The sequence below is a fragment of the Bacillus cereus genome (genome assembly GCF_025917685.1).
In the GTDB taxonomy this organism is placed as follows: domain Bacteria; phylum Bacillota; class Bacilli; order Bacillales; family Bacillaceae_G; genus Bacillus_A; species Bacillus_A cereus_AT.
Genome location: NZ_CP089518.1, coordinates 2348534 through 2370106 on the forward strand (window position 1 = coordinate 2348534; position 21573 = coordinate 2370106).

Genomic DNA, 21573 nt, shown 5'->3' on the forward strand with positions numbered 1-21573 from the left:
TTATCACTAGAAGGTCCCCATTTTAAAACAAAAAAACAAAGATGATAGGTGGGAGGATAATGATTTATTTGAGATTGACTGTTAAATTAAGAATTAGTATGGTTATGGAGCTAGTTAATAACAATTGAAATAGCACTAAAAACTAATAATACTGCCATAATGATGTTGAATAGTTGGTTATGTTTTACTAAAAGCTTTTGGAATATCGAACCGAATAAGCTCCAACTAAACGTACTCATTAAACCGACTGTACCTAGAAATATTGAAAAAAGAAGGTAACTAGAATATGAATTGTAGTATGGGAGAATAAAAGTAGAAACTACAGTCAGTCCGAATAATATCCCTTTAGGGTTAACAAACTGAAGAAAAATCCCCACTGTAAATAAGTTTTTATTATCTTTTTCATCGGGATCTGTACTGCCTTTACTAGTGAGTATTTTAATAGCTAGATATAGCATGTATGCTACTCCTAAAATTTTTAAAGGTAATTCGATTTTGGGTAAAATATTAATTAGTACGATATTAAAGAAACTACATAAAGAAGTGAGGAGGAGAAAACCGAAAGCTACTCCAAAGCAAAATTGCATGCTCCTTTTCAAACCAAGTTGATTTGCGTATGTCATAGCTAAAAAATTGTTAGGACCGGGTGTGAAGCTACTTATAAAAACAAATAATAAAAAAGAAAATAAAGGCATTTCAAAACCCCCTAAGTATTTTTCGTGTGTTATAATGACCGAAAAGAACAATATAACGTGTGCTTTTTATTATACATAACGGTCGTTATATTGTAAACAGTGTAGGGGTGTTTTTTTATGGAAGAAATTCAACTTATTTTGGCGAAAAATATAAAAGCAATACGTGAGAAAGAAAAATTAAGTTTAGAAAAAGTTTCCCAATTAACAGGTGTGAGTAAAACGATGATTGGACAAATTGAAAGAGGAGATTCAAGCCCGACACTTACAACAATATGGAAGATTGCGAATGGTTTAAAAGTGTCTTTTACCTCTTTAATCAATAATCCACAGGCTGATACGAAAGTAGTTTTACGAAATGATGTGCAAGTATTGTCTGAAGACAATGGGAGATATAAAGTGTATCCTTCTTTTCCTTTTCAAGATAAAAGGAACTTTGAAATCTATACGGTAGAAATTGAAACAGAAGGAAAATTAAGTTCGGAAGCACATAAAGAAGGAGCGGAAGAATTTATAACGGTGTTTGAAGGGGAATTGACAATTGAAATAAATGATTGTCAATACAAATTAAATAGCGGAGATTCAATTCGCTTTAAGGCGGATAGACCTCACACTTATAAAAATTCAGGAAGAATAGTAACTCGGTTAAGTATGACCATTTATTATCCAGCTTCATAAAATTTGCTATTTTATTTAGAATATAAAGAGATATGTTTTGATAAAACCATCTATAAGAGATGGTTTTATTTATTACATTTTACAAAAAAAGACACTCATTTGAGTGTCAACATAGTATTACTCTCGCGTATAGGATTGGAGAATATTTCTCAAATACGTATTGAGATGGTTCGTAAAGGAGAAATTGTCTTCTTATTTAATGTAACATCAGCATGAGCGCAGTGTAAATTGATAATATATATACGGAAAATTTAGTAAAGATAGTTACTACTATGAATATAGTGCAATGTGTTTTTGTTGCTTAATCACTGTCGTGATAGATACTAGTTTAGTATCTAAAAATGTTTATTAAAAAAGAATGAATCATTTTTTAATCGATTCGTATAATTGTTAGAAAGGTACCTGTTGAACCACCTTCAACTAAATTAACGATGGATAATATGCCGAATAATTGAAGCAAAATTGTATTACCAGCAAATAAATTGGTAATTAAATTATTATTATAATTTGAAGTTGATATTGCGGGAGTAAAAATAGATTGGAGTGGAAGAGTTCAATAGTAGTTGTAGCAAAGGTAAAAGTTTAATATATGTAAAAATCATTTGAGAATGAAAAAAAGATTAGTTATGGAATTTTTCTAAAATGATAGAGTTATTATTATATAAATTAGTATACAAAAATGTGGAATGAGGTATTAAATTGAAGCGAGATGATAAATTATCAATAAATAAAGCTATGATAGAACCTGGAAATATTGGACCTATATTTCCAGTTCTTCCCCCCAATTTATATTCCAACGGGACCAACAGGAGAACCTGGGGTTATTGGCCCCATAACAACAACCAATTTATTATATTATACTTTTTCAGATGGAGAGAAACTTATATATACAGATGCAGATGGGATAGCTCAATATGGGACAACGAATATATTATCACCTAGTGAGGTTTCATATATAAATTTGTTTATTAATGGAATTCTACAACCACAACCATTTTATGAAATTAGTACTGGTAAACTAACTTTATTGGATAATCAACCACCTTCGCAAGGGTCATCAATTATATTACAATTTATTATTATTAATTAAAAAAGACAGATTCTTAATGGAAAAAGGAATCTGTCTTTTTTTGTTCTAAATTACATTAGTTAAAATTAAGTGACGATAAATTCAATTGTTATTGGGATTCCACTGTCTAATGCATCTCCGCCAGGAATTGTAATAGCACCAGTAGGACCTGTGGTGACACTGGAGTTCACGCTAGGTTGAATTATGCCGTTTACATAGAGGTTGTAATACGTAAAAGTTGGAAAGGCAGTTGCAGTAGTACCGGCATCGTTTAAACAAGCTGTTGCAGCAATCGAAAAAGCTGCGCCTGTTCCAGCTCCTAGTGTAGATGTAAATCTCCTAGAAGCCATAAATGGTTGAATGATTGGCAATTAAATTGCACTCCTTTAATTACCTTTTTGAACGAAGTATAGAATAACTTGTCCACTATATTGTATGAAAGTTTTTTATAATAGAAACGGCTTCATGATTATAGAAGGAACATAATATTAGTAAAGGTATCATTGTTAATTATTTGAAAGAATGATGTTGTTACTTGTGGAATATATGCTAATGATTTATTTATGTTTTAATTTTTAAATGAAAATGTGCTTTTGGACCTAATAGATAAACGTGGAAAAATAAAATAAACTCTTAAGTTTAGGTGTTTAATCTAAGCAGTCAATTATTAAAAACATATAATTAGTATGTGAGTCATGAACATAATTAAATGTCGTTTTAAAGTTTAATTATAATTCATGTTTCCTATTTTAAGTGAATAAATAACATAACTCTTTGTACACTTTTATGGTTCTTATAATAGGAAAACACTCAACTATAAGACAAGTAAGGAGGAAATAAATGTCACATAACAATTGTTTTGGTCATAATAACTGCAATCCGATAGTTTTCACTCCAGAATGTTGTAATAATCCACAAACAGTTCCAATTACTAGCACTCAATTAGGACAATTAATCACTTTACTAAATTCTTTAATTTCAGCTATTGCAGCATTTTTTGCAAATCCAAGTGATGCAAACAGATTAAATTTACTCAATTTGTTTACTCAACTATTAAATTTACTAAATGGATTAGCACCATCTCCAGAGGGTAATTATTTAAAACAACTAATTCAAAGTATTATCAATGTACTACAATCCCCTAATCCAAACTTAAGCGAATTACTTTCTTTATTACAACAATTCTACAGTGCCCTTGCACCATTCTTCTTCTCTCTAATTATTGATCCTGCGAGTTTACAACTTCTATTAAACTTATTAACACAACTAATTGGTGCTACTCCAGGAGGCGGAGCAACAGGTCCAACAGGTCCAACAGGTCCAACAGGAGCAACAGGATCAGGAGGAGCAGGAGCAACAGGAGCAACAGGGGCAACAGGAGCAACAGGAGCAACAGGGGCAGGAGCAACAGGAGCAACAGGAGCAACAGGAGCAACAGGAGCAACAGGGGCAACAGGAGCAACAGGAGCAACAGGAGCAACAGGAGCAACAGGAGCAACAGGAGCAACAGGAGCAACAGGAGCAACAGGAGCAACAGGAGCAACAGGAGCAACAGGAGCAACAGGAGCAACAGGAGCAACAGGAGCAACAGGAGCAACAGGAGCAACAGGAGCAACAGGAGCGACAGGTCCAACTGGTGCAACAGGAGCAACAGGAGGCGGAGCTATTATTCCGTATGCTTCAGGTACAACGCCAGCTGCGTTAGTTAACGCATTAGTAGCTAATACAGGAACTCTCCTTGGATTTGGTTTTAGTCAGCCTGGCGTAGCATTAACAGGTGGAACTGATATCACACTAGCGTTAGGGGTAGGTGATTATGCATTTGTAGCACCACGTGCAGGAACTATTACGTCATTAGCAGGTTTCTTTAGTGCAACAGCGGCATTAACGGTATTAACACCGGTACAAATTCAGATGCAAATATTAACTGCACCTGCAGGAAGTAATACGTTTACAGTTCAGGGAGCACCTCTATTATTAACACCAACATTTACTACAATAGCAATTTTGGACACAGCATCAGGGATCGTAGCTGAAAGTATTCCAGTAGTTGCTGGGGAACAAATACTATTATATGTTTCATTAACAGCTGCTAGTCCAATAGCTGCAGTTGCTGGATTTGTAAGTGCAGGTATTAATATCGTCTAACTTGTTACAATGTTTGTTTGAAATTTAAACAGGCATTTGTAGATAGCCCCTCCTAATAAAATTAGGAGGGGCTATCTTTTATGGAAAGATAGGTGATGAATCAATTGAGAAATTACTGTTTGATAAGTTGGTATATAAGAAAAATCAAAATTTATATTTTGCACTTTATTGTTTATAGAATAAGTTATATGGTTTGAAAAATTACATATAAACAAAAAAGATGAATTCTATTAAAAATAGAATTCATCCATTAAAAAAACTATATACTAGGGCTTAAATTATTTATCATGAGCGGTGAAATGTCATTGCTCAAATTAGTAATAAACTATTTATTTTTATTACAGTTACATCCTTTTTTCTTTACATAGCCTTGCTCGGCTAAATCTCTTTGTGACTGGGAATCGGAAGATTGAGAGTTCGAAGATTGAGAGGATGCTGAAGAGCTACTATTTTTATTATTAGAGTAGTTTTTTCGATAGTTATAATTACTCATAGTACTATCACCTCCAATTAAATATATAAATATTATATGTATGAACTCTATTAATTGTTACGATAAAAAATCTCCCCGATATTTTCCGAGGAGATAAATGGTGGTTCTATTAAAATGATACTAATTAATACCCCCAGTATAGGGGGAAGTAATAAGAATCTTGGTAATATAGATTTTGTTGTTGAGTAGGGGGCTGAGTTGACCGATTTATCATGTCGCGGTTTTGATTACAGTTTGCGGGAGGACCAATTACCGTAGTGGATTGAATTGGGGATACTGCTTGTTTCCATTGTTGTTCATTGAGGCAATAAGTATGAGCCATCATATTAGTGGGAGTTAATCTTAAAATATCAGAACCAAAAATAACTTCTGGGGTTGGGGCGTCGAATATAGCTAATAAATGAGTATTATCTGCTGAAGCAATTTCATAATGCCACCACGCTTGTGGGATGTTGGCAACTTGCCCTGGTTTTATCGGTAAGTTTAATATTTGATTCGTAAATGGATTAAGTAAAGAAACAACAGCAGATCCTGAAATACAGTAAACGAGTTCAGCTGCATTTTGATGAATATGTGGTTCTACAACGTTGCCTGTACTTAAATAAATATCTAATAAAGAAGTGCTTTCTAAAGTGTTTAATTGTTTCATGCCAAGCACGTTTATATAATTTTGGACATCTTTCTTAAAAAAATTACTTTTACTTAAATCATAAGTGAAATTAGTTGAGGGGGAAGTGTAGTCGATATTAGAAGTCAATTGTATTACCCGCCTTTCTATAGGTAAGTTAGGTTACAAAATTAGGATATGTGTCTAGTGTTTGTTATGTGCCGTTGTCGGTAGCTTAATAAATTTACCTATTTCATAAAGAATATAGGGTGTACCTCGTACTTACATTAATATTAATACGGATATATAACAGTTAATATAGATGTTGGATAAAGATTAAAAAGTATAGAAATGTGTTTCGTCTATTTAGAAATAATGGTTACATTATGATAAAAGACCACTACCTTTAGAGTGGTAGTGGTCTTTTATTTAAGATAGTTTTTGCTGGATAATTAATTGTGCTTTAGCGGTATTGGCGTAATTTAGCCAATCTAATTCCAAGTTTTGTTTTAAACCAAAATGGATTTCGATGACGTCAAAATGAGATACCTTTGTTTTAAGTGGAACGGGTATTCCATTTACTATTGCTTTTTTCATGTTATGTGCAATTTTTGGAAATGCAGAGAAAGAAAAATCAATAATTGTAGCCCCCTCTGGTAAATAAATAGGTTGTAAATCTGTAGTATAAGCCGTAATGGTATTTTCAAATAGTTCATACGATACTAGATTGTGGAAAGCGATTGGATCTGTATTTAATAAATTATTATTCACAATTGTATCATTCATTATTTTATAAGATATTGCTTGAACATCTACAATTCTATTATTCAATAAAGAAAAAATACCATTGTTTTTTAATGTTTTTGCTAATTGTGTTTGAATGATAATTGTTTGTTCAGTATCATTCATATTGATTTTAGTTTTTAAATTGTTATTAAAATGGCTATTTTCAAGTGCTATATTATCTTCGAAATAGTTTATAGTTGGTTTGTATAATTGATGTATTATTCCAAGAAATTTATAGCAATCTAGTACACTTGTAGTTGTAATACAAATTTGTGAAATCCCTGATACGTTTTCTACTTCTTGTAATTGTGAGTAAGCAGTATAAATTGGAGGGAACTCATAGCTTATTTCAAATGAAAGGTTAGTATCATAAAAAGAATGTATTCCCTTTCTTAAATGAGTTATATTTTTTTGAAGATGCGGCACATATCCGGTTAAAAATTTATGTACTTCGGTATATCTTTCTATATGTAGATATTGAAAAGCAAGATTTTCTAATTCGTGCTGGATTGTATATAACCCTAATCGCTTTGCAAGTGGCGCAAAAAGTGTTAATGTTTCATTCGCATAAGCTACTTGTTTTGCGGGCTTTTTAACACTCAATGTTTTTATATTATGAAGTCGATCTATAACTTTAATAATGCCAACACGTATATCTTGTTGAGAGGATAATAGTAACTTTTTAAAATTAATTGCTTCGTATAATGCTTTCTTTTGATCTTGTTGTTTTTTTCCTTTTGTTAATCCATTTACAATATATCGAATAGTCGCACCAAAATGTGATTCAATTTCTTCTAGAGAATATTCGGTATCTTCTACAACATCGTGTAATAAAGCAGCAATCAATGTTGTAATGTCAGCTTTATAATTTAGCAGTATTTCTGTAATTGCGAAAGGATGAATGATGTACGGTTCTCCAGTTTGACGGTATTGTCCGTCATGTGCTTTCTCTGCAAAATGTATAGCTTTTTTTAATAGTTTTAATTCCTCAGATTGAAGATAATTTGCCTTTTGTAATAATACCTTGCTCATATAAATCCGTCCCTTAAAATTATTTTTAATAATAATTCTATATAATAGAATAAATACCCTTCGAAATTGTTTTAAATGTGTAAAAAAATAAAGGTATTGAGATTAAACTATATTCGTATTCCCATTCATACTTTGGATTGATGGAAAAAAGTAATGAACGTGTTAATTTAAAATTACATCAATCAATAATAAGGAGTGAATGTTCATGTCATTTAGTGAAATGATTAGAAATGAAGTGCTCAGCTGGGCGGGTGTTTCTGAAAAACCGCATCGATTTGGTGGTATTGAAATAAATTATGGTAAGAAAGAACTTGGTCATCTTCATGGTGAAAAGTTAGTTGATTTACCATTTCCGAAGGTAAAGCGAGATGAATTAGTGAACGAAGGGTTAGTGAAACCACATCACGTATTACCTGAATCAGGATGGATAAGTTATTATATAAAGAGTGAAGAGGATATTGCATTCGCAATTGAGTTATTTCGTATGCAATATGACCGAATACAAAAAAGAAATAAAGTAGATAAATAAAAATTTGTTTTTATGTCACATCCCTCCTAAATCGTTCGTCTTGTATGTAGAACGATAAGGAGGGATTTTATTATGAATACATTTGATGTAGCAATTGTTGGCGGTGGGCTTGCTGGGCTAACAGCATCTATATATTTAGCGAAAGCTGGAAGGAAAGTTATTGTATTAGAAAAATCTAGTCACTTCGGTGGTCGAGGGATGACTATAAATAAAAATGGCATTTGTATGAATCTTGGTGCACATGCTTTATATAGAGGTGGAGAAGCGTTTATAACTTTTAATGAACTAGGTATAAATCTTCCGGGGGGAATCCCATCTACAAAAGCACATGGAATATGGAAAGGGGATATTTTCACCATCCCAACAGATTTTCGCTCTATTTTATCAACACCGTTACTTTCATGGTCTGCAAAAGTACAGTTCTCTCGTCTTATGATTCATTTGGGGAATTTAGATGTAGGAAAAGTTCCAAAAATGAGTCTAACTACATGGGCAGAAAATGAGATTAAAGATCCAATGGTTCGAAATATATTTTATGCATTATGCCGAACAACAACATATACGTATGCTCCTACAATACAATTAGCATCTTCCGTACTAAAGCAAATACAGCTTTCTATGAAAGAAGGGGTATTTTATGTAGATGGTGGTTGGGAGACGATAATAACAAAATTAAGAGACATAGCGAATAATGTCGGGGTGCAATTTTTGGCTAAAAAGCATGTTTTGGAAATAGAGCATTACGAAGGTAAACAAAGAATACATTGTTTTGATGATGAGGTATTTGAAGTAGGTACAGTCATCGTGACGACTCCACCGAAGGAAGCTTGTAAAATAATAAAAGGTGCAGAAGGAACAAGTTTGCATAGATGGAGTGAACAATCGGTACCAGTTACCGTTGCTGCATTAGATATTGGTTTGAGACGATTAACCAATCCTACACATCAATTTGCATTAGGGTTAGATCAACCTATATTTTTCACGAATCAATCAAGAGCAGCTAAATTAAGTGAAGATGGATCAATTGCAGTGAGTCTAATTAAATACCATAACCCTGCGCTAGAGCTGAATCATATTCAAGAAGATAAAGAACAGTTAGAAAATACGATGGAATTGTTACATCCAAATTGGAAAAGAGAAGTTGTTGCAAAGCAATATTTACCAAAAATAACGGTAGTACATGATTTTCCTCATATTGACCGCGTTGAAAAACCGGGCCCTAATATACCTGAAATGTCAGGTGTTTATGTTGCAGGAGATTGGACTGGGCATGATGAAATATTAGCTGATGCTGCAGTAGCAAGCGGAAAACGTGCAGCGTTACACATTTTAAAGCAATCCGAAAGTGAGGCAGTTCATCATGGAAACGGAGCAGTTATATGAAGCGTATCAACCGTTATTATTTTCGTTAGCATACAGAATCCTTGGGAGTGTTATGGATGCTGAGGATATCGTTCATGACGTTTTTATCTCGCTAAATAATATAGAGGACGTTCAATCTATAGAAAATATGAAAGCATATTTATGTAAAATGGTAACAAATCGCTCAATTGATAAATTACGTTCGGCAGCACATAAACGTAATTTATATGTAGGAATGTGGTTGCCGGAGCCATTTGTGGAAGAGACTGATGACCCATCTGAGTCATTTGTAATGAAAGAATCCATTTCTACGGCATATTTATTACTTTTACAACAACTGTCTGAGGTAGAGAGAGTTGTTTTCATATTAAGAGAGGTTTTCAGTTATGAATACGAAGAAATCGCTTCAATTGTTGATAAGAGTAGTGTGACCTGCCGAAAAATCTTTCAACGTGCACGGAACAGTATTTTGGATAAGCCGAAGCAATCAACATTAAGTCCGAAGAAAATGGCTGCCTATGTGGAAAAATTTGTATCTTCATTACAGTGTGGGGATGCGCAAGGCATGTTAGAAGTATTAAAAACAGATGCGATATTTAAAGCAGATGGTGGTGGTAAAGTTACAACTGCAATTAATCCGATTTATTCTGCAGATAAAATTATACGTTTGTTCTTTGGAATTGCAAAACGATTGCCAGAAAAGTATAGTGTTGATTTCAAAAAAATAAATGGTGCACCAGGCGTTATAGTTACAATAAATAATAAAGTGACGTATGTACTTTCATTCGCATTTGAGGATGAGAAAATTTCAAACATTTATATGATGGTTAATCCTGAAAAACTTATGCACTTAAATGTAATAGTATAAAAAAGACGCATTTCTTTAGAAATGCGTCTTTTTTTTATTTTTCTAACATTTCAAGAGGTACATCTTTTTCGCCGGCTACCTCAAATTTAATTTCCCCGTCTTCTTCATAAATACGTGAAATAATCGGTATAGTAATCATTAATTTTTTATGCTGTTTTCGCTTTCTAGCGGCATCTAAGCTAATCACGTTCATTGTAAGCATCCTTTCTTCTAGAAATATATAAACAAAAGAAAATGCGTCCGGAAAGGGCGCTTAATTGAATTTGAAATACCGATTCATTTAAATGGGGTTTATATTATTTAATAACTGCAATTTAATTAAAAATAGTATGAATGGAATAATTGCACGTAGAAATTAACTTTACCAAAAAACGAAACAATATGCTATAAAAAAATTTAAAAATTTGTCATATAACGAGAAAAAGGTTTTCGTTTCGCATATAATGAAAGTAGACGGGCAGCAAGAGCTTTTTCATCATATTGCTTGGAAAGGCGATGAAAAGAATGGATACTGTAGATTCATTATTATTGCAACTTGAACAATATGGAGAAGAGCATGATCGAAATAAAAAAACGCGGGAAGAGAAATTACGGAATATTTCTCGTGAGATGGGGCAATTTTTATCAATTTTAGTAAAAGGGTGTAATGCAAAAAACATTTTAGAAATTGGAACTTCTAATGGCTATTCTACATTGTGGTTAGCTAATGCGGTAGAAGAAACAAATGGAAATGTAACAACTGTAGAGCTTTCTTCAGAACGGGTTGGAGAGGCAATTGTAAACTTTGAAAAGGCGAACCTTGTACAAAGAATTGATGTCCATAATCAAGAAGCAGGGGCGTTTTTAGATTCGCAATTAGATCATTCATTTGATTTTATTTTCCTAGATTCAGAACGTACACAATACATGTGGTGGTGGGAACATATAAAACGTATTTTAGAGCCAAAAGGTTTGCTTGTTATTGATAATGCAACTTCACATACAGAAGAATTAGCGGAGTTTATCAAGCTGATTGAAGAAGATGATACGTATGAAACGGCGTTATTAGCTTTTCAAAAGGGAGCATTCGTTGCTCGAAAAAATAAGTAGAAGTGAGCATGACATAATTATCACATTGAAAGATAACAAATGTCAAAAGATTGAGTGCTGTATGATTTGAAGGAGATTGACCAATTGAATTTCAAATTAGATTGAAGAGGTAATAAATAATGGGATTCGTAAAGAATCCGCCTTCAGCATGTTCCTCTCTAGGTCTTAAGTCTGAGGAAAATAATGAAGAGAACAGGTATACTTATACTATGAAACAGGGAATGACTGCATAAGCAGGTATTTCTTGAAAAATCGATTTCAAGCAAGCAAAATGTGTATGAAATACGATATGTTAGATGAAATATAGTGCATATAAATTCGCACATATAAATAAAGGAGCGATTTTGTTGACTGAACTCGAGAAAAAAGAACCTGTATCGATTGTGAAAGATAATAATGTAGAAGTAGTAGTGGATACAGTAATAAAAGATGCCGAACTTGAAGAATTAAATAAAGAAGCTGATCTGTATGTACAAAAGTTAAATAGCGAGCAAAATACAGATTTATCAAAAGTATTGTCGCAGCTTGGAGACTTAGGAGATAAAGAGCAACAAGCAGCAGGACAAACGTTATCAGCATTAAAACGTCCTGTAACAGCGATGATGAATGGAAAGAACGAAGAAATTCCAAATACATTGTTAGAATTACGCAAAGTGGTATCAGAGCTTGATCCGAATTCATTAAAAGCAAGTGGTATGAAAAAAATTATGTTTAAAGTATTCAAGAAAAATCCACTTGAAACATACGTGCATAAATATCAATCTATAGATAAGCAAATTGAGGAGATTATAAGATCCCTTTTAATTGGTCGTGATAACTTACAAGAAGATACAGTTGGTCTTGAAATGTTAAAAGAGCAATCACATGATAAAATCCACGCTCTTGATAAACAAGTATACTTAGGAAGAAAACTGGCTGGCATGCTTGAAGCTGAGAAGCAAAATCCAGAACGTCAAAGAGATATTCCGTTAATAAATGATGCATTAGAAAAGATACTTGTACGAACACGTAATATGCAGCAAGCAAAAAGTGTATTATTACAATCTATCGCATCTGTCGATATTATTAAGAAAAATAATGAAAAGCTAACAGAAGCAATTCGCAATGCAATTACGATGACACAAAACGTTGTAACGGTTTCAGCTGCAATACAGCTTGCATTAACAAATCAACGTAAAACAATTGATGCTGTTAATGCAACAAATGAAGCGATTGAATCAATGGTATTAAGCAATTCACAAGCATTAAAACAAAATACAGAAGAAACAACAAAACTCCTTGAAAATCCTGCAATTAGCATGGATAAATTACGTGAGTCATTCCAAAATGTATTCGCCGCTATTGAAGCATCTGAGAAATCGTCAGAACGTATTATTGAGTCTAGTAAGAAATTTGTAATTGAACTAGATACATTTAATGATGAGATGAAGCAGAAACTCATTCAGCGCCCAAGGAAATAACAGACTTTTAGAGGAGGTGAAAAAATGAGTTTCATTCAAACAGTATTAGTACTATTGGGTACATTGCTTTTAATCGCATTTACTGTCGTTGTTTTAGTTGTATACTTCGGACGTAAACTTTATTTTTCATGGACGAAACCATATAAGAGAGCGCAAGATTCCATTGAGAAATTATCGAACAAATCAACACCGTTTTTACAAGAATTTACGCAACATCCACTCTTTTATCGCTGGGTTCGTACAGAAGGGAAAAAAGAACAAAATACTTTAAACACTCTTTTCTGTACTTCAGGCCAACGTACGAGAGAGCAAGTTTTCTCAATGTTACCGAAAGAAAAGCAGAAAAAAGTGCATGTGATGGCAAAAACAACGAAAAAGCTTACGAATGAAGATATTGATATCGCAACAATGAAAGTGAAAGATTTCTTGAGACAAGAATCACAACAAACTGTAAAACCGACAGACTTATCGTTTTATAAATTGTATTTCTATGATCGATATCCAGATGCATTAAATACAATTCAAGCGTATAAACGCTCGATTAATCCTTCACTACAAAGAACGGTTGATGAGATTACAATTTCAGTATTAAATGCACTTCCGTATTATCAAGAACAACGTATGTTTGAACAACAACATAAACTTGAAACGTTCTTAATGAAAGATTTAACAGCGATGCTATCGTTGGTAGTACAATTACCACCTTCACAAAGACCAGAGAAGGAAGAAGAACTGAAAATCTACTTGCAAAATTTCCAAAAAGAAATGGAAGAAGTAGAACGAGATATTCGCGACGCCATTGATCATGATTTGAATGTAAAGATGAGAGCAGCGACTGAGAAGTTTAAGAATAAATAGAAGAGATCGCCTAAAAAGTTGAATGTTTCAGCTTTTAGGCGTTTTTTTTATGAATTGAGAGAGTGTAATCTTTTGTGAAATTGTATATCAAAACGTTTATAAATGGTAAAATATAGAGTGGTTTTTATACTTTGTGTAAACAATTATTATAAAAGGGGTATGATATTGTGTTATTTGAGTTAGTCATACTATTTGTAATTCTATTTTTATTTCTTGGCTATCCTACTAGTAAAGCCTGGGATAGTTTCCAATCGAAGAAGGAGAATTCCTCAAGTATACTAAAGTTCGAACCACAGGAAATATTATCAATATGTTTGAGTTATTTTATCTTTGGTTTAGGTATTTTGTGGAATGCAAATGATGTAAGAGGAGGAATACCATTACATAAATTTGAAAAGAACGGAATGATGTCTGATCAATATGCTTCTTTAGCACATGACCACATTGCTATAATAGTTCTCTTAGTTATTTTAGGTGGGGTTTCGTATTGGAGATTAACAACAGGCCTAACAAAACTTTCACCAATATTTTATATTTTTTATAGTACTTTAATGATAGTAAACATTGTATATACATTCATCTATATTACCCATACAGGCTTTGCCTTTTATACGGAACTCGGAGGATTGAGATACATTCCAGTTTTTTGTATTCAAGTTGGGATGCTTGCATTTAGTCTATTATTCATAGCTAAATTAAGAAATTCATTAAGTTATTTCATACAATCACAGCATGAGAAAGATTAAAAGCAGAGCAACAGAATTATATTATTTCTGTATCGTATTTCTTTTGGATATCAAAAAATGGCTACAATCTGGATGATAAGTTTATTTCCTGTCTTGTTAATTGTTCAATTTATTTTAATACTGTTTGGCCAAAAACCAGATAGTTTTATAAGAGTGTTTATGGAAACAAGTAGCTTTAATTATTCTAAGATTCCTGCCCCAAGTCCTCAAATTGTCTCTGGAGATGGGCATTATTTATGTACAGTTTCTGTGAAAGGGCATAAAAACATTGTTAAGCCATTACGAGCAGGAAGTAGGCATGGAGAAAGAATTACAGTTAATCGACAGTTATTAATTGCGAACGCCTTTGAAAATGTAATTGAGGAGCGCGTACCAAAATGTCATAAAGTTATTCGTAATTTTTATGATAAATACGGTTATCCGATTAGTAAACATATTAATACGAAATGGTCGGCTGATTTTGTTTATATTTTAATGAAGCCACTAGAATGGTTCTTCTTATTTGTACTTTACACAGTAGATAAAAACCCTGAGAATAGAATTCATATTCAATATAGTGAACTACGAAAATAAAAGTAAGAGCCCGCATTCAAAAATGGGGGCTCTTACTTTTATTTTGCTTGAATAGTAGATTTACTAGAAGCAACACTTTCATTATGCAATCGATCCACTGCTGTTACTACATACGTGTACGTTTCTCCAGAAATAACGGTTTTATCTACATAAATTTCTCCAAGTTTTGTTTTTCTTACAGTAGTAAGTAAATTTTTCGGATTTTGTATGTCCACTTTATTTTTTCTATTCACACGGTAAATAGCGTAATAAGCAGAATCATTCTCGCTATTGTCAATGATACCAACAGCAATACCTTCATCTCTTGGAATGGCACCTTTTAAAGTAGGTTGTTTTGGTGGATCATGATCAAGCCAAGGCATAGGCGGGATTAATGCAGGATGTTTATATATGTCTTTTGAGAGTCTATCTTTAATTCCTAGTGGATTATTATTTATATCTTTTAAGCTGAAATGCATGCTTCCTTTTATTTGAGGATATAGCCGATTTAATGCAATTTGTCTTGGATATTCTTCTGGATCAGACCAAGCAGGAACAGAGTTGTTATTAATTTTATAAGCCGCCTGACCGATGTATAGATGAATGGGTCTATTATTTGTTTCTTTTATCCACCAATCTACTAATATATCATATGCAGCAGGCGTGAAACCAACATTCCAATATATTTGCGGTGTAATGTAGTCAATGTATCCTTTTTGTATCCACTCACGTGTATCAGCGTAAAGGTCATCATAGTTTCTTTGACCTGCGGTTGTGTTAGAACCGGTTGGATCGTCAGCTATATTTCGCCATACGCCGAACGGACTTATGCCAAACTTTACGTATGATTTTTCTTGTTTAATAGCAGCGTGTAACCCTTTTACAAGTTCATTGACATTGTCACGTCGCCAATCTTCTATATTAGTAAATCTACCGTTATTATAAGTTTCGTACGTTTTTTGATCGGGAAACACTTCACCAACTACTTTATAGGGATAAAAATAATCGTCCATATGAATGGCATCAATGTCATAATTTCGAACGATTTCTAAAGCGCCTTCTGTTATAAATTTTTTAACTTCTGGAATGCCAGGATTGTAATATAACTTTCCGCCATAAGGTACAACCCAATCGGGATGTTGCCTTGCAGGGTGATTATTTGATAATCGATTTATATCAGTGTGATTCATCGTTATTCGGTATGGATTAATCCATGCGTGGAATTCTATATTTCTTTTATGAGCTTCTTCAATCATAAATGCGAGCGGGTCATAACCAGGATCTTTTCCTTGTATACCCGTAATGTACTCAGACCAAGGACCGTGATTTGAAGGGTAAAAAGCATCAGCGGTTGGTTTGATTTGTACAACGACTGCATTCATACCAGTGTTTTTTAAATCGTCTAATAGTCTTATAAATTCTTGTTTCTGATTTTCAATAGGTAAGCCAGTTTTTGAGGGCCAATCAATATTGAGAACAGATGCTATCCATACAGCGCGTAATTCATGTTTTTTGTACGTAGTAGTTACTTCAGCATAAGTAGAATGAGGGGAAATGAAAGAGAAAGGAATAAAAAAGATGACGATACAACATATCATTAATAAACGCTTAATGATCATTTATACGCCTCCCTATTATATGATTATTTAAAATATTATACGATGTGAGGTTGGCCTTGCAATTGAGAAAAATAAATATTGAAACATTAATTTAATAGGGGAAATATTTTTAATGAAATTTACTTTCAATATAACTAATTCATTTCATTACTTCATATGCTTGTTAGTAAAGTGAAACTTTCTTTCATTTGAAGGAAACAATTTATAAGTATAGGAGGATTCATAAATGAAAGTTTTATTCGTTTGTTCTGGAGGGATGTCCAGCGCAATTGTTGTAAACGCTTTAAAAAAAGAGGCGGAGAAAAAGGGTGTAAACATGGAAGTGCATGCAATTGGAACAAGTGAGGTGGAAGAAGAAGTAAAGAATGGTTGGGATGTTGTAATGGTTGCACCTCAAGTAAGACATCGATTTGACTCTGTAAAAAAATTTGCAGAAGAAGAATCTATCCCCTGCGGTATCATACCGCCGCAAGCATATACGCCGCTTGGTGGACCGACTTTATTAAAAACTGTAAATGAATTAATTAGTTAGGGGGAAGCGTTATGAATAAGTTTCTCACGTTTCTTGATAAAAACTTATCTGGACCGATGGCAAGGCTTTCTGAACAGAGGCATTTACAAGCGATCCGTGATGGAGTTATTTCGGCGTTACCATTTATTATTGTAGGAAGTTTCTTTTTAATAGTAGCATTTCCACCATTACCGAAAGATAGTTTCATATCCGTTTGGGCATTAAAAAATCAAACAAGTATATTAATACCATATCGTTTAACGATGTTTATTATGTCTTTATATATAGCATTTGGAATAGGTTATAATTTAGCGAAAAGTTATAAGCTAGATGCTTTATCAGGGGCACAGCTTGCAGTATGTTCATTACTATTAACATTAACACCTGAATTAATTGATAAAAAAGGCTTTATGCTTCCGATGACAAATCTCGGAGGTCATGGATTATTCGTGACGATGATTGTTTCTATTTTATCAGTTGAGATTTTAAGGTTTTGTAAGAAGAATAACGTAACAATCAAAATGCCAGAGCAAGTACCATCATCAGTATCGCGTTCGTTTGAAGCACTTATACCTGCAGCTTTTGTTATTATTATTATGAGTCTTATTACAGTCGTTTTTAAAGTGGATCTACATTACGTTGTAGATAAATTAGCCGCACCGTTAGTAAAAGCTGGTGATAGTTACTTTGGCGTTATTATACCTGTATTTTTAATTACATTTTTCTGGTCCTTTGGAATACATGGTGTATCAGTTGTAGGTACTGTGGCAAGACCGCTTTGGGATGTGTATTTAGGAAAGAACGGTGAAGCTGTAGCAAGTGGTGCGAGTCATTTTCCATTCATTGCACCAGAGCCGTTTTATCAATGGTTTATTTGGATTGGTGGCTCGGGAGCAACGTTAGGACTTGTGTTAGCGATGATCGTATTTGGGCGATCAAAATATTCGAAAGCGTTATCGAGAACTTGTATTGTACCTGGGATTTTTAATATTAATGAACCAGTTATATTCGGTTTGCCGATTGTATTGAATCCAATTTTAATTATTCCTTTCGTTATTACACCATTAGTAACCGCTACTATAGCGTATGCTGCAACTGCAATGGGATTTGTAACACCAACTCATATAATGCCGCCATGGACATTACCGGCCCCAATTGGTGCGTATTTAGCTACTGGAGGAGATTGGCGTGCAATTGTATTAGTTTTTATTAATATAGCAATATCATTCCTTATTTACTTACCATTCTTTAAAATGTACGACAAAAACATGCTTGAAATTGAGAAAAATGGTGATGGGGAATCTGTTAATCCGTAAGTTTTATATTTTATTTTTGAGTGATAGGCATTTTGTCTATCACTTCTTTCACATTAAGTCCAGAGAGGGTGAAATGGAATGAATATAAAATTTAGTTATAAAGGTGTATTTTTATTACTATTTGGAGTGATATGTGCGAATTTACTTTTTGTACCTTTATTAAGAATGCTAAATTTATCACAAATGCATAGTATATGGCTCGTTACAAGCATTGCGGCAAGTGTTTTGCTTACAGTAGTTGTTTCTTTCATTGATGGATCGTTTGCGTCGAAAGCTCAGTTGTTTTTTAGATTTATATTATTTTCGATTGGTTGTACGTTTGTAACTTACATGATTGTTTTTTAGTAAATAGGAGGTCATGCATGTTATGTATATTGTAGGGATAATGTCTGGTACATCGTTAGACGGAATAGATGTAGCACTCGTTTATATAGAAGGAAGCGGTGTAGATTCTAAAATCGAACTCATCCATTTTACTACAGTTCCATTTTGTCATGATATAAAAAATGAAATACAACAATCCTTATCAATAGAAAATTCAAATGTTCAACTTATATGCAGTTTGAATTTTAAGCTCGGTTTATGTTTTGCCAATGCTGTAAAGGAAGTTTGTAAAGAGGTCAATCTTTCTTTGAAACAATTAGGTTTAATAGGTTGTCATGGACAAACGATTTATCATCAACCAAAGCAAGATGATAATATGATACCTTCCACATTGCAAATTGGGGAACCAGCAGTAATAGCATACGAAACGAACACGACGGTTATCTCAAATTTCCGAACGATGGACATGGCAGCAGGAGGACAAGGTGCACCACTTGTACCATATTCAGAGATTATTTTGTATCGTCATCCAACTAAAAATAGACTACTACAAAACATTGGTGGGATTAGAAATGTTACAGTAATACCAAGTCACTTAAGTGATAAGAGCGTTATAGCTTTTGATACTGGTCCAGGGAATATGGTAATTGATGAAGTATGTCAAAGGTTATTTCAGTTGCTATATGATCAAAATGGTAGGATTGCAAAACAGGGAGTAGTTGTAGATGAAATTTTGACTTATTGTATGAACCATCCATTTTTGAAAATGAATCCACCAAAATCAACTGGTAGAGAACAGTTTGGAGAAGAATTTGTAAGTGAATTATTGAAGCGATATGAAAAGCATAGTAAAGAAAATATATTGACGACTGTCACGATGTTTACAGCAAGTTCAATTGTTCATCATTATAAGGAGTTTATTCTGCCATATTATGAAATCGATGAGGTGATTTTAGGTGGTGGGGGAAGTTATAATGATACACTTGTTGAAATGGTACGAAATGGATTGAAAGAAGAAAAATGCGCAATATGTATTCAAGAAGATTTAGGCTATTCTTCCGCAGCGAAAGAAGCTGTCGCATTTGCGATTTTAGCAAATGAAACGTATCATCGTAATCCGAGTAATGTGCCAAGCGCAACAGGTGCAAAGCAATCTGTAGTTTTAGGGAATATAACATTCCCTCCAATATGAAGAAAATGAGGCGAACATATATGAAGTATATGATTGGAGTAGATGGTGGGGGAACGAAGACAGAAGCAATTGCATTTAATCAAGACGGAAACGAAGTTGTACGAGGTATGAGTGGGTTTGGAAACATATTAATAGATTATGAAAAAGCAGTTTCGCATATTATGGAGGCGATCGATCAATGCAAGAAAGCTTTAATAGATGGGCACTGCGTTTGTATTTGTTTAGGATTAGCGGGTATAAGTGGAGCGAATACAAATGAATTAACATTACGTCTAAAAAATAAGTACGGAACACAAATTGAAGCTTTTAATGATGCAATGATTGCACATGCAGCTGCTTTAAAAGGGAAAGATGGAATTTTAACAATTGGCGGTACAGGCGCGATTTGTCTTGGAAAGAAAGGAGAAGTGTACGAATATAGCGGTGGATGGGGACATATTTTAGGAGATGAAGGAAGCGGGTATTGGATTGCGTTACAGGGTTTAAAGAGAATGGCAAATCAATTTGATCAAGGAGTTGCACTTTGCCCATTAAGCTTAAGTATTCAAGACGAGTTTCAACTTTTGACATCGTCACACATAAAAAGACTAGTATACACCTCTTCAAAAGATAAAGTTGCAGCAATTGCACCATTCATTATTGAGGAAGCGAGAAATGGGAATGATGATGCACATAAAATTATCCTGCAAGCGGCTACGGAATTAACGAGAATTACGGTGAATATTTATAATAAGATGCAGTTTGATTTATCCACTCCAATTGCAGTAAGTGGAAGCATATTACGTTTCGTTCCTGAAATATATACTGAATTTAAGAAATGCTGTGAGAAAAGTATAGGGGAAGTTACATTTGTATCACAATCAGAACCAGCAGTGAAAGGGACTTATTATTTAATGAAGAATATATATTTTAAAAAATAGCTGCATGAGAATTTTTGTATGATTTGTAAAAATATGATGTTAAGATGTATAAAGGGATGTAGATAAAAAGTACAATATACATAGTCATTGAATATTGTATAAGTACTCTCATGTAGAAAGTGAATGATTACATGATTAATAGTATGCAATTTTTGTATTTGGTCGCTTCTTATTTATTTGGAAACATATTGACCGCTTATATAGTAACGAAATGGAGACATAACGTTGATATTCGGAATGAAGGAAGCGGGAATCCTGGCGCAAGAAATATGGGGCGTGTATATGGAAAAGGATATTTTGTCGCTACATTTTTAGGTGATGCGATTAAAGGGGCAATTGTAGTTTCTATTGCAAAATACCTTTTTGAAGATTTTACATTTGTAATGTTAGCTTTACTGGCTGTTTTACTTGGACATATTTATCCAATTTTATTTAAAGGCAAGGGCGGTAAAGGGATTTCAACATTTATTGGAGGGTTAATCGCTTTTGATTATTTGATAGCGCTTACTCTAATAGGCGTTTTTATTGTATTTTATTTAATATTTAAAGGATTTACTAAGCCAGGATTAATTACAATCGCTTGTTTACCAATTTGCATGATTTTTTATTCTTACTCTATTGTTACGACTATTTTAAGTGCTCTTATAATTGTACTTATTTTATATGTAAATCGAGAATGAAATGAGCTTTTAATAAGTGGAGTTAATCTCCACTTATAATTT

General features: G+C 33.4%; 20 protein-coding genes and 3 pseudogenes. 16 read left to right on the top strand and 7 right to left on the bottom strand.

Annotation, left to right across the window (positions count from 1 at the left end; translation table 11 throughout):
- Positions 1-110: 110 nt before the first annotated feature.
- Positions 111-695 carry a LysE family translocator gene (locus tag LUS72_RS12145; protein WP_264448985.1) on the bottom strand — a complete coding sequence of 195 codons (585 nt, stop codon included), beginning with the start codon at positions 693-695 and terminating at the stop codon, positions 111-113.
- A 117-nt stretch (positions 696-812) separates the two neighbouring features.
- On the opposite strand from LUS72_RS12145, the gene LUS72_RS12150 reads away from it, so the two are divergent.
- Complete coding sequence (locus LUS72_RS12150) at positions 813-1370, top strand: helix-turn-helix domain-containing protein (RefSeq protein WP_264448986.1); 558 nt, start codon at positions 813-815, stop codon at positions 1368-1370.
- Between the two features lie 370 nt (positions 1371-1740).
- Here the strand turns inward: LUS72_RS12150 and LUS72_RS12155 are convergent.
- Positions 1741-1942 (bottom strand): annotated as a pseudogene (locus LUS72_RS12155) (BclA C-terminal domain-containing protein); the annotation flags it as partial.
- Between the two features lie 224 nt (positions 1943-2166).
- Between LUS72_RS12155 and LUS72_RS12165 the strand changes: the two are divergent.
- Positions 2167-2460, top strand: a pseudogene (locus LUS72_RS12165) (DUF4183 domain-containing protein); the annotation flags it as partial.
- 65 nt (positions 2461-2525) lie between these two features.
- On the opposite strand, the gene LUS72_RS12170 reads toward LUS72_RS12165, so the two are convergent.
- Entirely contained in the window at positions 2526-2810 is a 285-nt protein-coding gene (locus LUS72_RS12170; protein ID WP_264448987.1) for a DUF4183 domain-containing protein, read from the bottom strand.
- A gap of 469 nt (positions 2811-3279) precedes the next feature.
- Between LUS72_RS12170 and LUS72_RS12175 the strand changes: the two genes are divergently transcribed.
- On the top strand, positions 3280-4587 hold the full coding sequence (locus LUS72_RS12175) for an exosporium glycoprotein BclB-related protein (protein ID WP_264448988.1): 1308 nt from the start codon (positions 3280-3282) through the stop codon (positions 4585-4587).
- 617 nt (positions 4588-5204) lie between these two features.
- On the opposite strand, the gene LUS72_RS12180 is transcribed toward LUS72_RS12175, so the two are convergent.
- Together LUS72_RS12180 and LUS72_RS12185 are read right to left on the bottom strand one after the other, a co-directional pair.
- A complete protein-coding gene (locus tag LUS72_RS12180) occupies positions 5205-5837 on the bottom strand; it encodes a cupin domain-containing protein (protein WP_264448989.1) in 633 nt (210 codons plus the stop codon).
- A 279-nt stretch (positions 5838-6116) separates the two neighbouring features.
- The gene (locus tag LUS72_RS12185; protein WP_097833250.1) at positions 6117-7505 is read right to left on the bottom strand and encodes an HD domain-containing protein; all 1389 of its coding nucleotides are present in this window, start codon (positions 7503-7505) and stop codon (positions 6117-6119) included.
- Between the two features lie 205 nt (positions 7506-7710).
- On the opposite strand from LUS72_RS12185, the gene LUS72_RS12190 reads away from it, so the two are divergent.
- The 3 genes from LUS72_RS12190 (at position 7711) to LUS72_RS12200 (ending at position 10264) form a co-directional block, all read left to right on the top strand.
- The gene (locus tag LUS72_RS12190; RefSeq protein ID WP_071772496.1) at positions 7711-8034 is read left to right on the top strand and encodes a luciferase domain-containing protein; all 324 of its coding nucleotides are present in this window, start codon (positions 7711-7713) and stop codon (positions 8032-8034) included.
- Positions 8035-8106: 72 nt separating this feature from the next.
- Positions 8107-9417, top strand: a complete 1311-nt coding sequence (locus LUS72_RS12195; protein ID WP_097833251.1) for a phytoene desaturase family protein — start codon at positions 8107-8109, stop codon at positions 9415-9417.
- Complete coding sequence (locus LUS72_RS12200) at positions 9395-10264, top strand: sigma-70 family RNA polymerase sigma factor (RefSeq protein WP_097833252.1); 870 nt, start codon at positions 9395-9397, stop codon at positions 10262-10264. The genes LUS72_RS12195 and LUS72_RS12200 overlap by 23 nt, the downstream gene beginning before the upstream one ends.
- A gap of 34 nt (positions 10265-10298) precedes the next feature.
- Here the strand turns inward: LUS72_RS12200 and LUS72_RS12205 are convergent, their stop codons facing one another.
- On the bottom strand, positions 10299-10457 hold the full coding sequence (locus LUS72_RS12205) for a hypothetical protein (protein WP_001100983.1): 159 nt from the start codon (positions 10455-10457) through the stop codon (positions 10299-10301).
- Positions 10458-10759: 302 nt separating this feature from the next.
- On the opposite strand from LUS72_RS12205, the gene LUS72_RS12210 reads away from it, so the two are divergent.
- The 4 genes and pseudogenes from LUS72_RS12210 to LUS72_RS27260 all read left to right on the top strand — a co-directional run bounded on the left by LUS72_RS12210 (position 10760) and on the right by LUS72_RS27260 (position 14990).
- Entirely contained in the window at positions 10760-11353 is a 594-nt protein-coding gene (locus tag LUS72_RS12210) for an O-methyltransferase (RefSeq protein WP_097833290.1), read from the top strand.
- A gap of 347 nt (positions 11354-11700) precedes the next feature.
- Positions 11701-12813, top strand: a complete 1113-nt coding sequence (locus LUS72_RS12215; protein WP_000137398.1) for a toxic anion resistance protein — start codon at positions 11701-11703, stop codon at positions 12811-12813.
- A 24-nt stretch (positions 12814-12837) separates the two neighbouring features.
- Entirely contained in the window at positions 12838-13671 is an 834-nt protein-coding gene (locus LUS72_RS12220) for a DUF3974 domain-containing protein (protein ID WP_097833253.1), read from the top strand.
- 167 nt (positions 13672-13838) lie between these two features.
- Positions 13839-14990: pseudogene (locus LUS72_RS27260) on the top strand (DUF6688 domain-containing protein).
- Positions 14991-15028: 38 nt separating this feature from the next.
- Here LUS72_RS27260 and LUS72_RS12235 read toward each other — a convergent pair.
- A complete protein-coding gene (locus LUS72_RS12235; RefSeq protein WP_264448992.1) occupies positions 15029-16588 on the bottom strand; it encodes a glycoside hydrolase family 10-like protein in 1560 nt (519 codons plus the stop codon).
- A gap of 226 nt (positions 16589-16814) precedes the next feature.
- Here LUS72_RS12235 and LUS72_RS12240 point away from each other — a divergent pair, with 226 nt between their 5' ends.
- The 6 genes from LUS72_RS12240 (at position 16815) to plsY (ending at position 21531) form a co-directional block, all read left to right on the top strand.
- Positions 16815-17120, top strand: coding sequence for a PTS sugar transporter subunit IIB (locus LUS72_RS12240; protein WP_097833255.1), 306 nt, complete (start codon positions 16815-16817; stop codon positions 17118-17120).
- Positions 17121-17131: 11 nt separating this feature from the next.
- Positions 17132-18415, top strand: a complete 1284-nt coding sequence (locus LUS72_RS12245) for a PTS sugar transporter subunit IIC (protein ID WP_264448993.1) — start codon at positions 17132-17134, stop codon at positions 18413-18415.
- A gap of 78 nt (positions 18416-18493) precedes the next feature.
- Positions 18494-18760, top strand: coding sequence for a hypothetical protein (locus LUS72_RS12250; protein ID WP_264448994.1), 267 nt, complete (start codon positions 18494-18496; stop codon positions 18758-18760).
- A 22-nt stretch (positions 18761-18782) separates the two neighbouring features.
- The gene (anmK, locus tag LUS72_RS12255) at positions 18783-19931 is read left to right on the top strand and encodes an anhydro-N-acetylmuramic acid kinase AnmK (protein WP_264448995.1); all 1149 of its coding nucleotides are present in this window, start codon (positions 18783-18785) and stop codon (positions 19929-19931) included.
- A 20-nt stretch (positions 19932-19951) separates the two neighbouring features.
- A complete protein-coding gene (locus LUS72_RS12260) occupies positions 19952-20851 on the top strand; it encodes a BadF/BadG/BcrA/BcrD ATPase family protein (protein WP_264448996.1) in 900 nt (299 codons plus the stop codon).
- A 131-nt stretch (positions 20852-20982) separates the two neighbouring features.
- Positions 20983-21531: a glycerol-3-phosphate 1-O-acyltransferase PlsY gene (gene plsY / locus LUS72_RS12265; protein WP_264448997.1), complete on the top strand. Its 549-nt coding sequence runs from the start codon at positions 20983-20985 to the stop codon at positions 21529-21531.
- The last annotated feature ends 42 nt before the right edge of the window (positions 21532-21573 follow it).

Bases quoted from the DNA above. Each gene is read 5' to 3' on its own strand.
- LUS72_RS12195 (WP_097833251.1), top strand. From the start codon at position 8,107: ATGAATACATTTGATGTAGCAATTGTTGGCGGTGGGCTTGCTGGGCTA.
- LUS72_RS12240 (WP_097833255.1), top strand. From the start codon at position 16,815: ATGAAAGTTTTATTCGTTTGTTCTGGAGGGATGTCCAGCGCAATTGTT.
- LUS72_RS12205 (WP_001100983.1), bottom strand. From the start codon at position 10,457: ATGAACGTGATTAGCTTAGATGCCGCTAGAAAGCGAAAACAGCATAAA.
- LUS72_RS12190 (WP_071772496.1), top strand. From the start codon at position 7,711: ATGTCATTTAGTGAAATGATTAGAAATGAAGTGCTCAGCTGGGCGGGT.
- plsY (WP_264448997.1), top strand. From the start codon at position 20,983: ATGATTAATAGTATGCAATTTTTGTATTTGGTCGCTTCTTATTTATTT.
- LUS72_RS12210 (WP_097833290.1), top strand. From the start codon at position 10,760: ATGAAAAGAATGGATACTGTAGATTCATTATTATTGCAACTTGAACAA.
- LUS72_RS12235 (WP_264448992.1), bottom strand. From the start codon at position 16,588: ATGATCATTAAGCGTTTATTAATGATATGTTGTATCGTCATCTTTTTT.
- LUS72_RS12200 (WP_097833252.1), top strand. From the start codon at position 9,395: ATGGAAACGGAGCAGTTATATGAAGCGTATCAACCGTTATTATTTTCG.
- LUS72_RS12150 (WP_264448986.1), top strand. From the start codon at position 813: ATGGAAGAAATTCAACTTATTTTGGCGAAAAATATAAAAGCAATACGT.
- LUS72_RS12260 (WP_264448996.1), top strand. From the start codon at position 19,952: ATGAAGTATATGATTGGAGTAGATGGTGGGGGAACGAAGACAGAAGCA.
- LUS72_RS12185 (WP_097833250.1), bottom strand. From the start codon at position 7,505: ATGAGCAAGGTATTATTACAAAAGGCAAATTATCTTCAATCTGAGGAA.
- LUS72_RS12175 (WP_264448988.1), top strand. From the start codon at position 3,280: ATGTCACATAACAATTGTTTTGGTCATAATAACTGCAATCCGATAGTT.
- LUS72_RS12145 (WP_264448985.1), bottom strand. From the start codon at position 695: ATGCCTTTATTTTCTTTTTTATTATTTGTTTTTATAAGTAGCTTCACA.
- LUS72_RS12220 (WP_097833253.1), top strand. From the start codon at position 12,838: ATGAGTTTCATTCAAACAGTATTAGTACTATTGGGTACATTGCTTTTA.
- LUS72_RS12245 (WP_264448993.1), top strand. From the start codon at position 17,132: ATGAATAAGTTTCTCACGTTTCTTGATAAAAACTTATCTGGACCGATG.
- anmK (WP_264448995.1), top strand. From the start codon at position 18,783: ATGTATATTGTAGGGATAATGTCTGGTACATCGTTAGACGGAATAGAT.
- LUS72_RS12250 (WP_264448994.1), top strand. From the start codon at position 18,494: ATGAATATAAAATTTAGTTATAAAGGTGTATTTTTATTACTATTTGGA.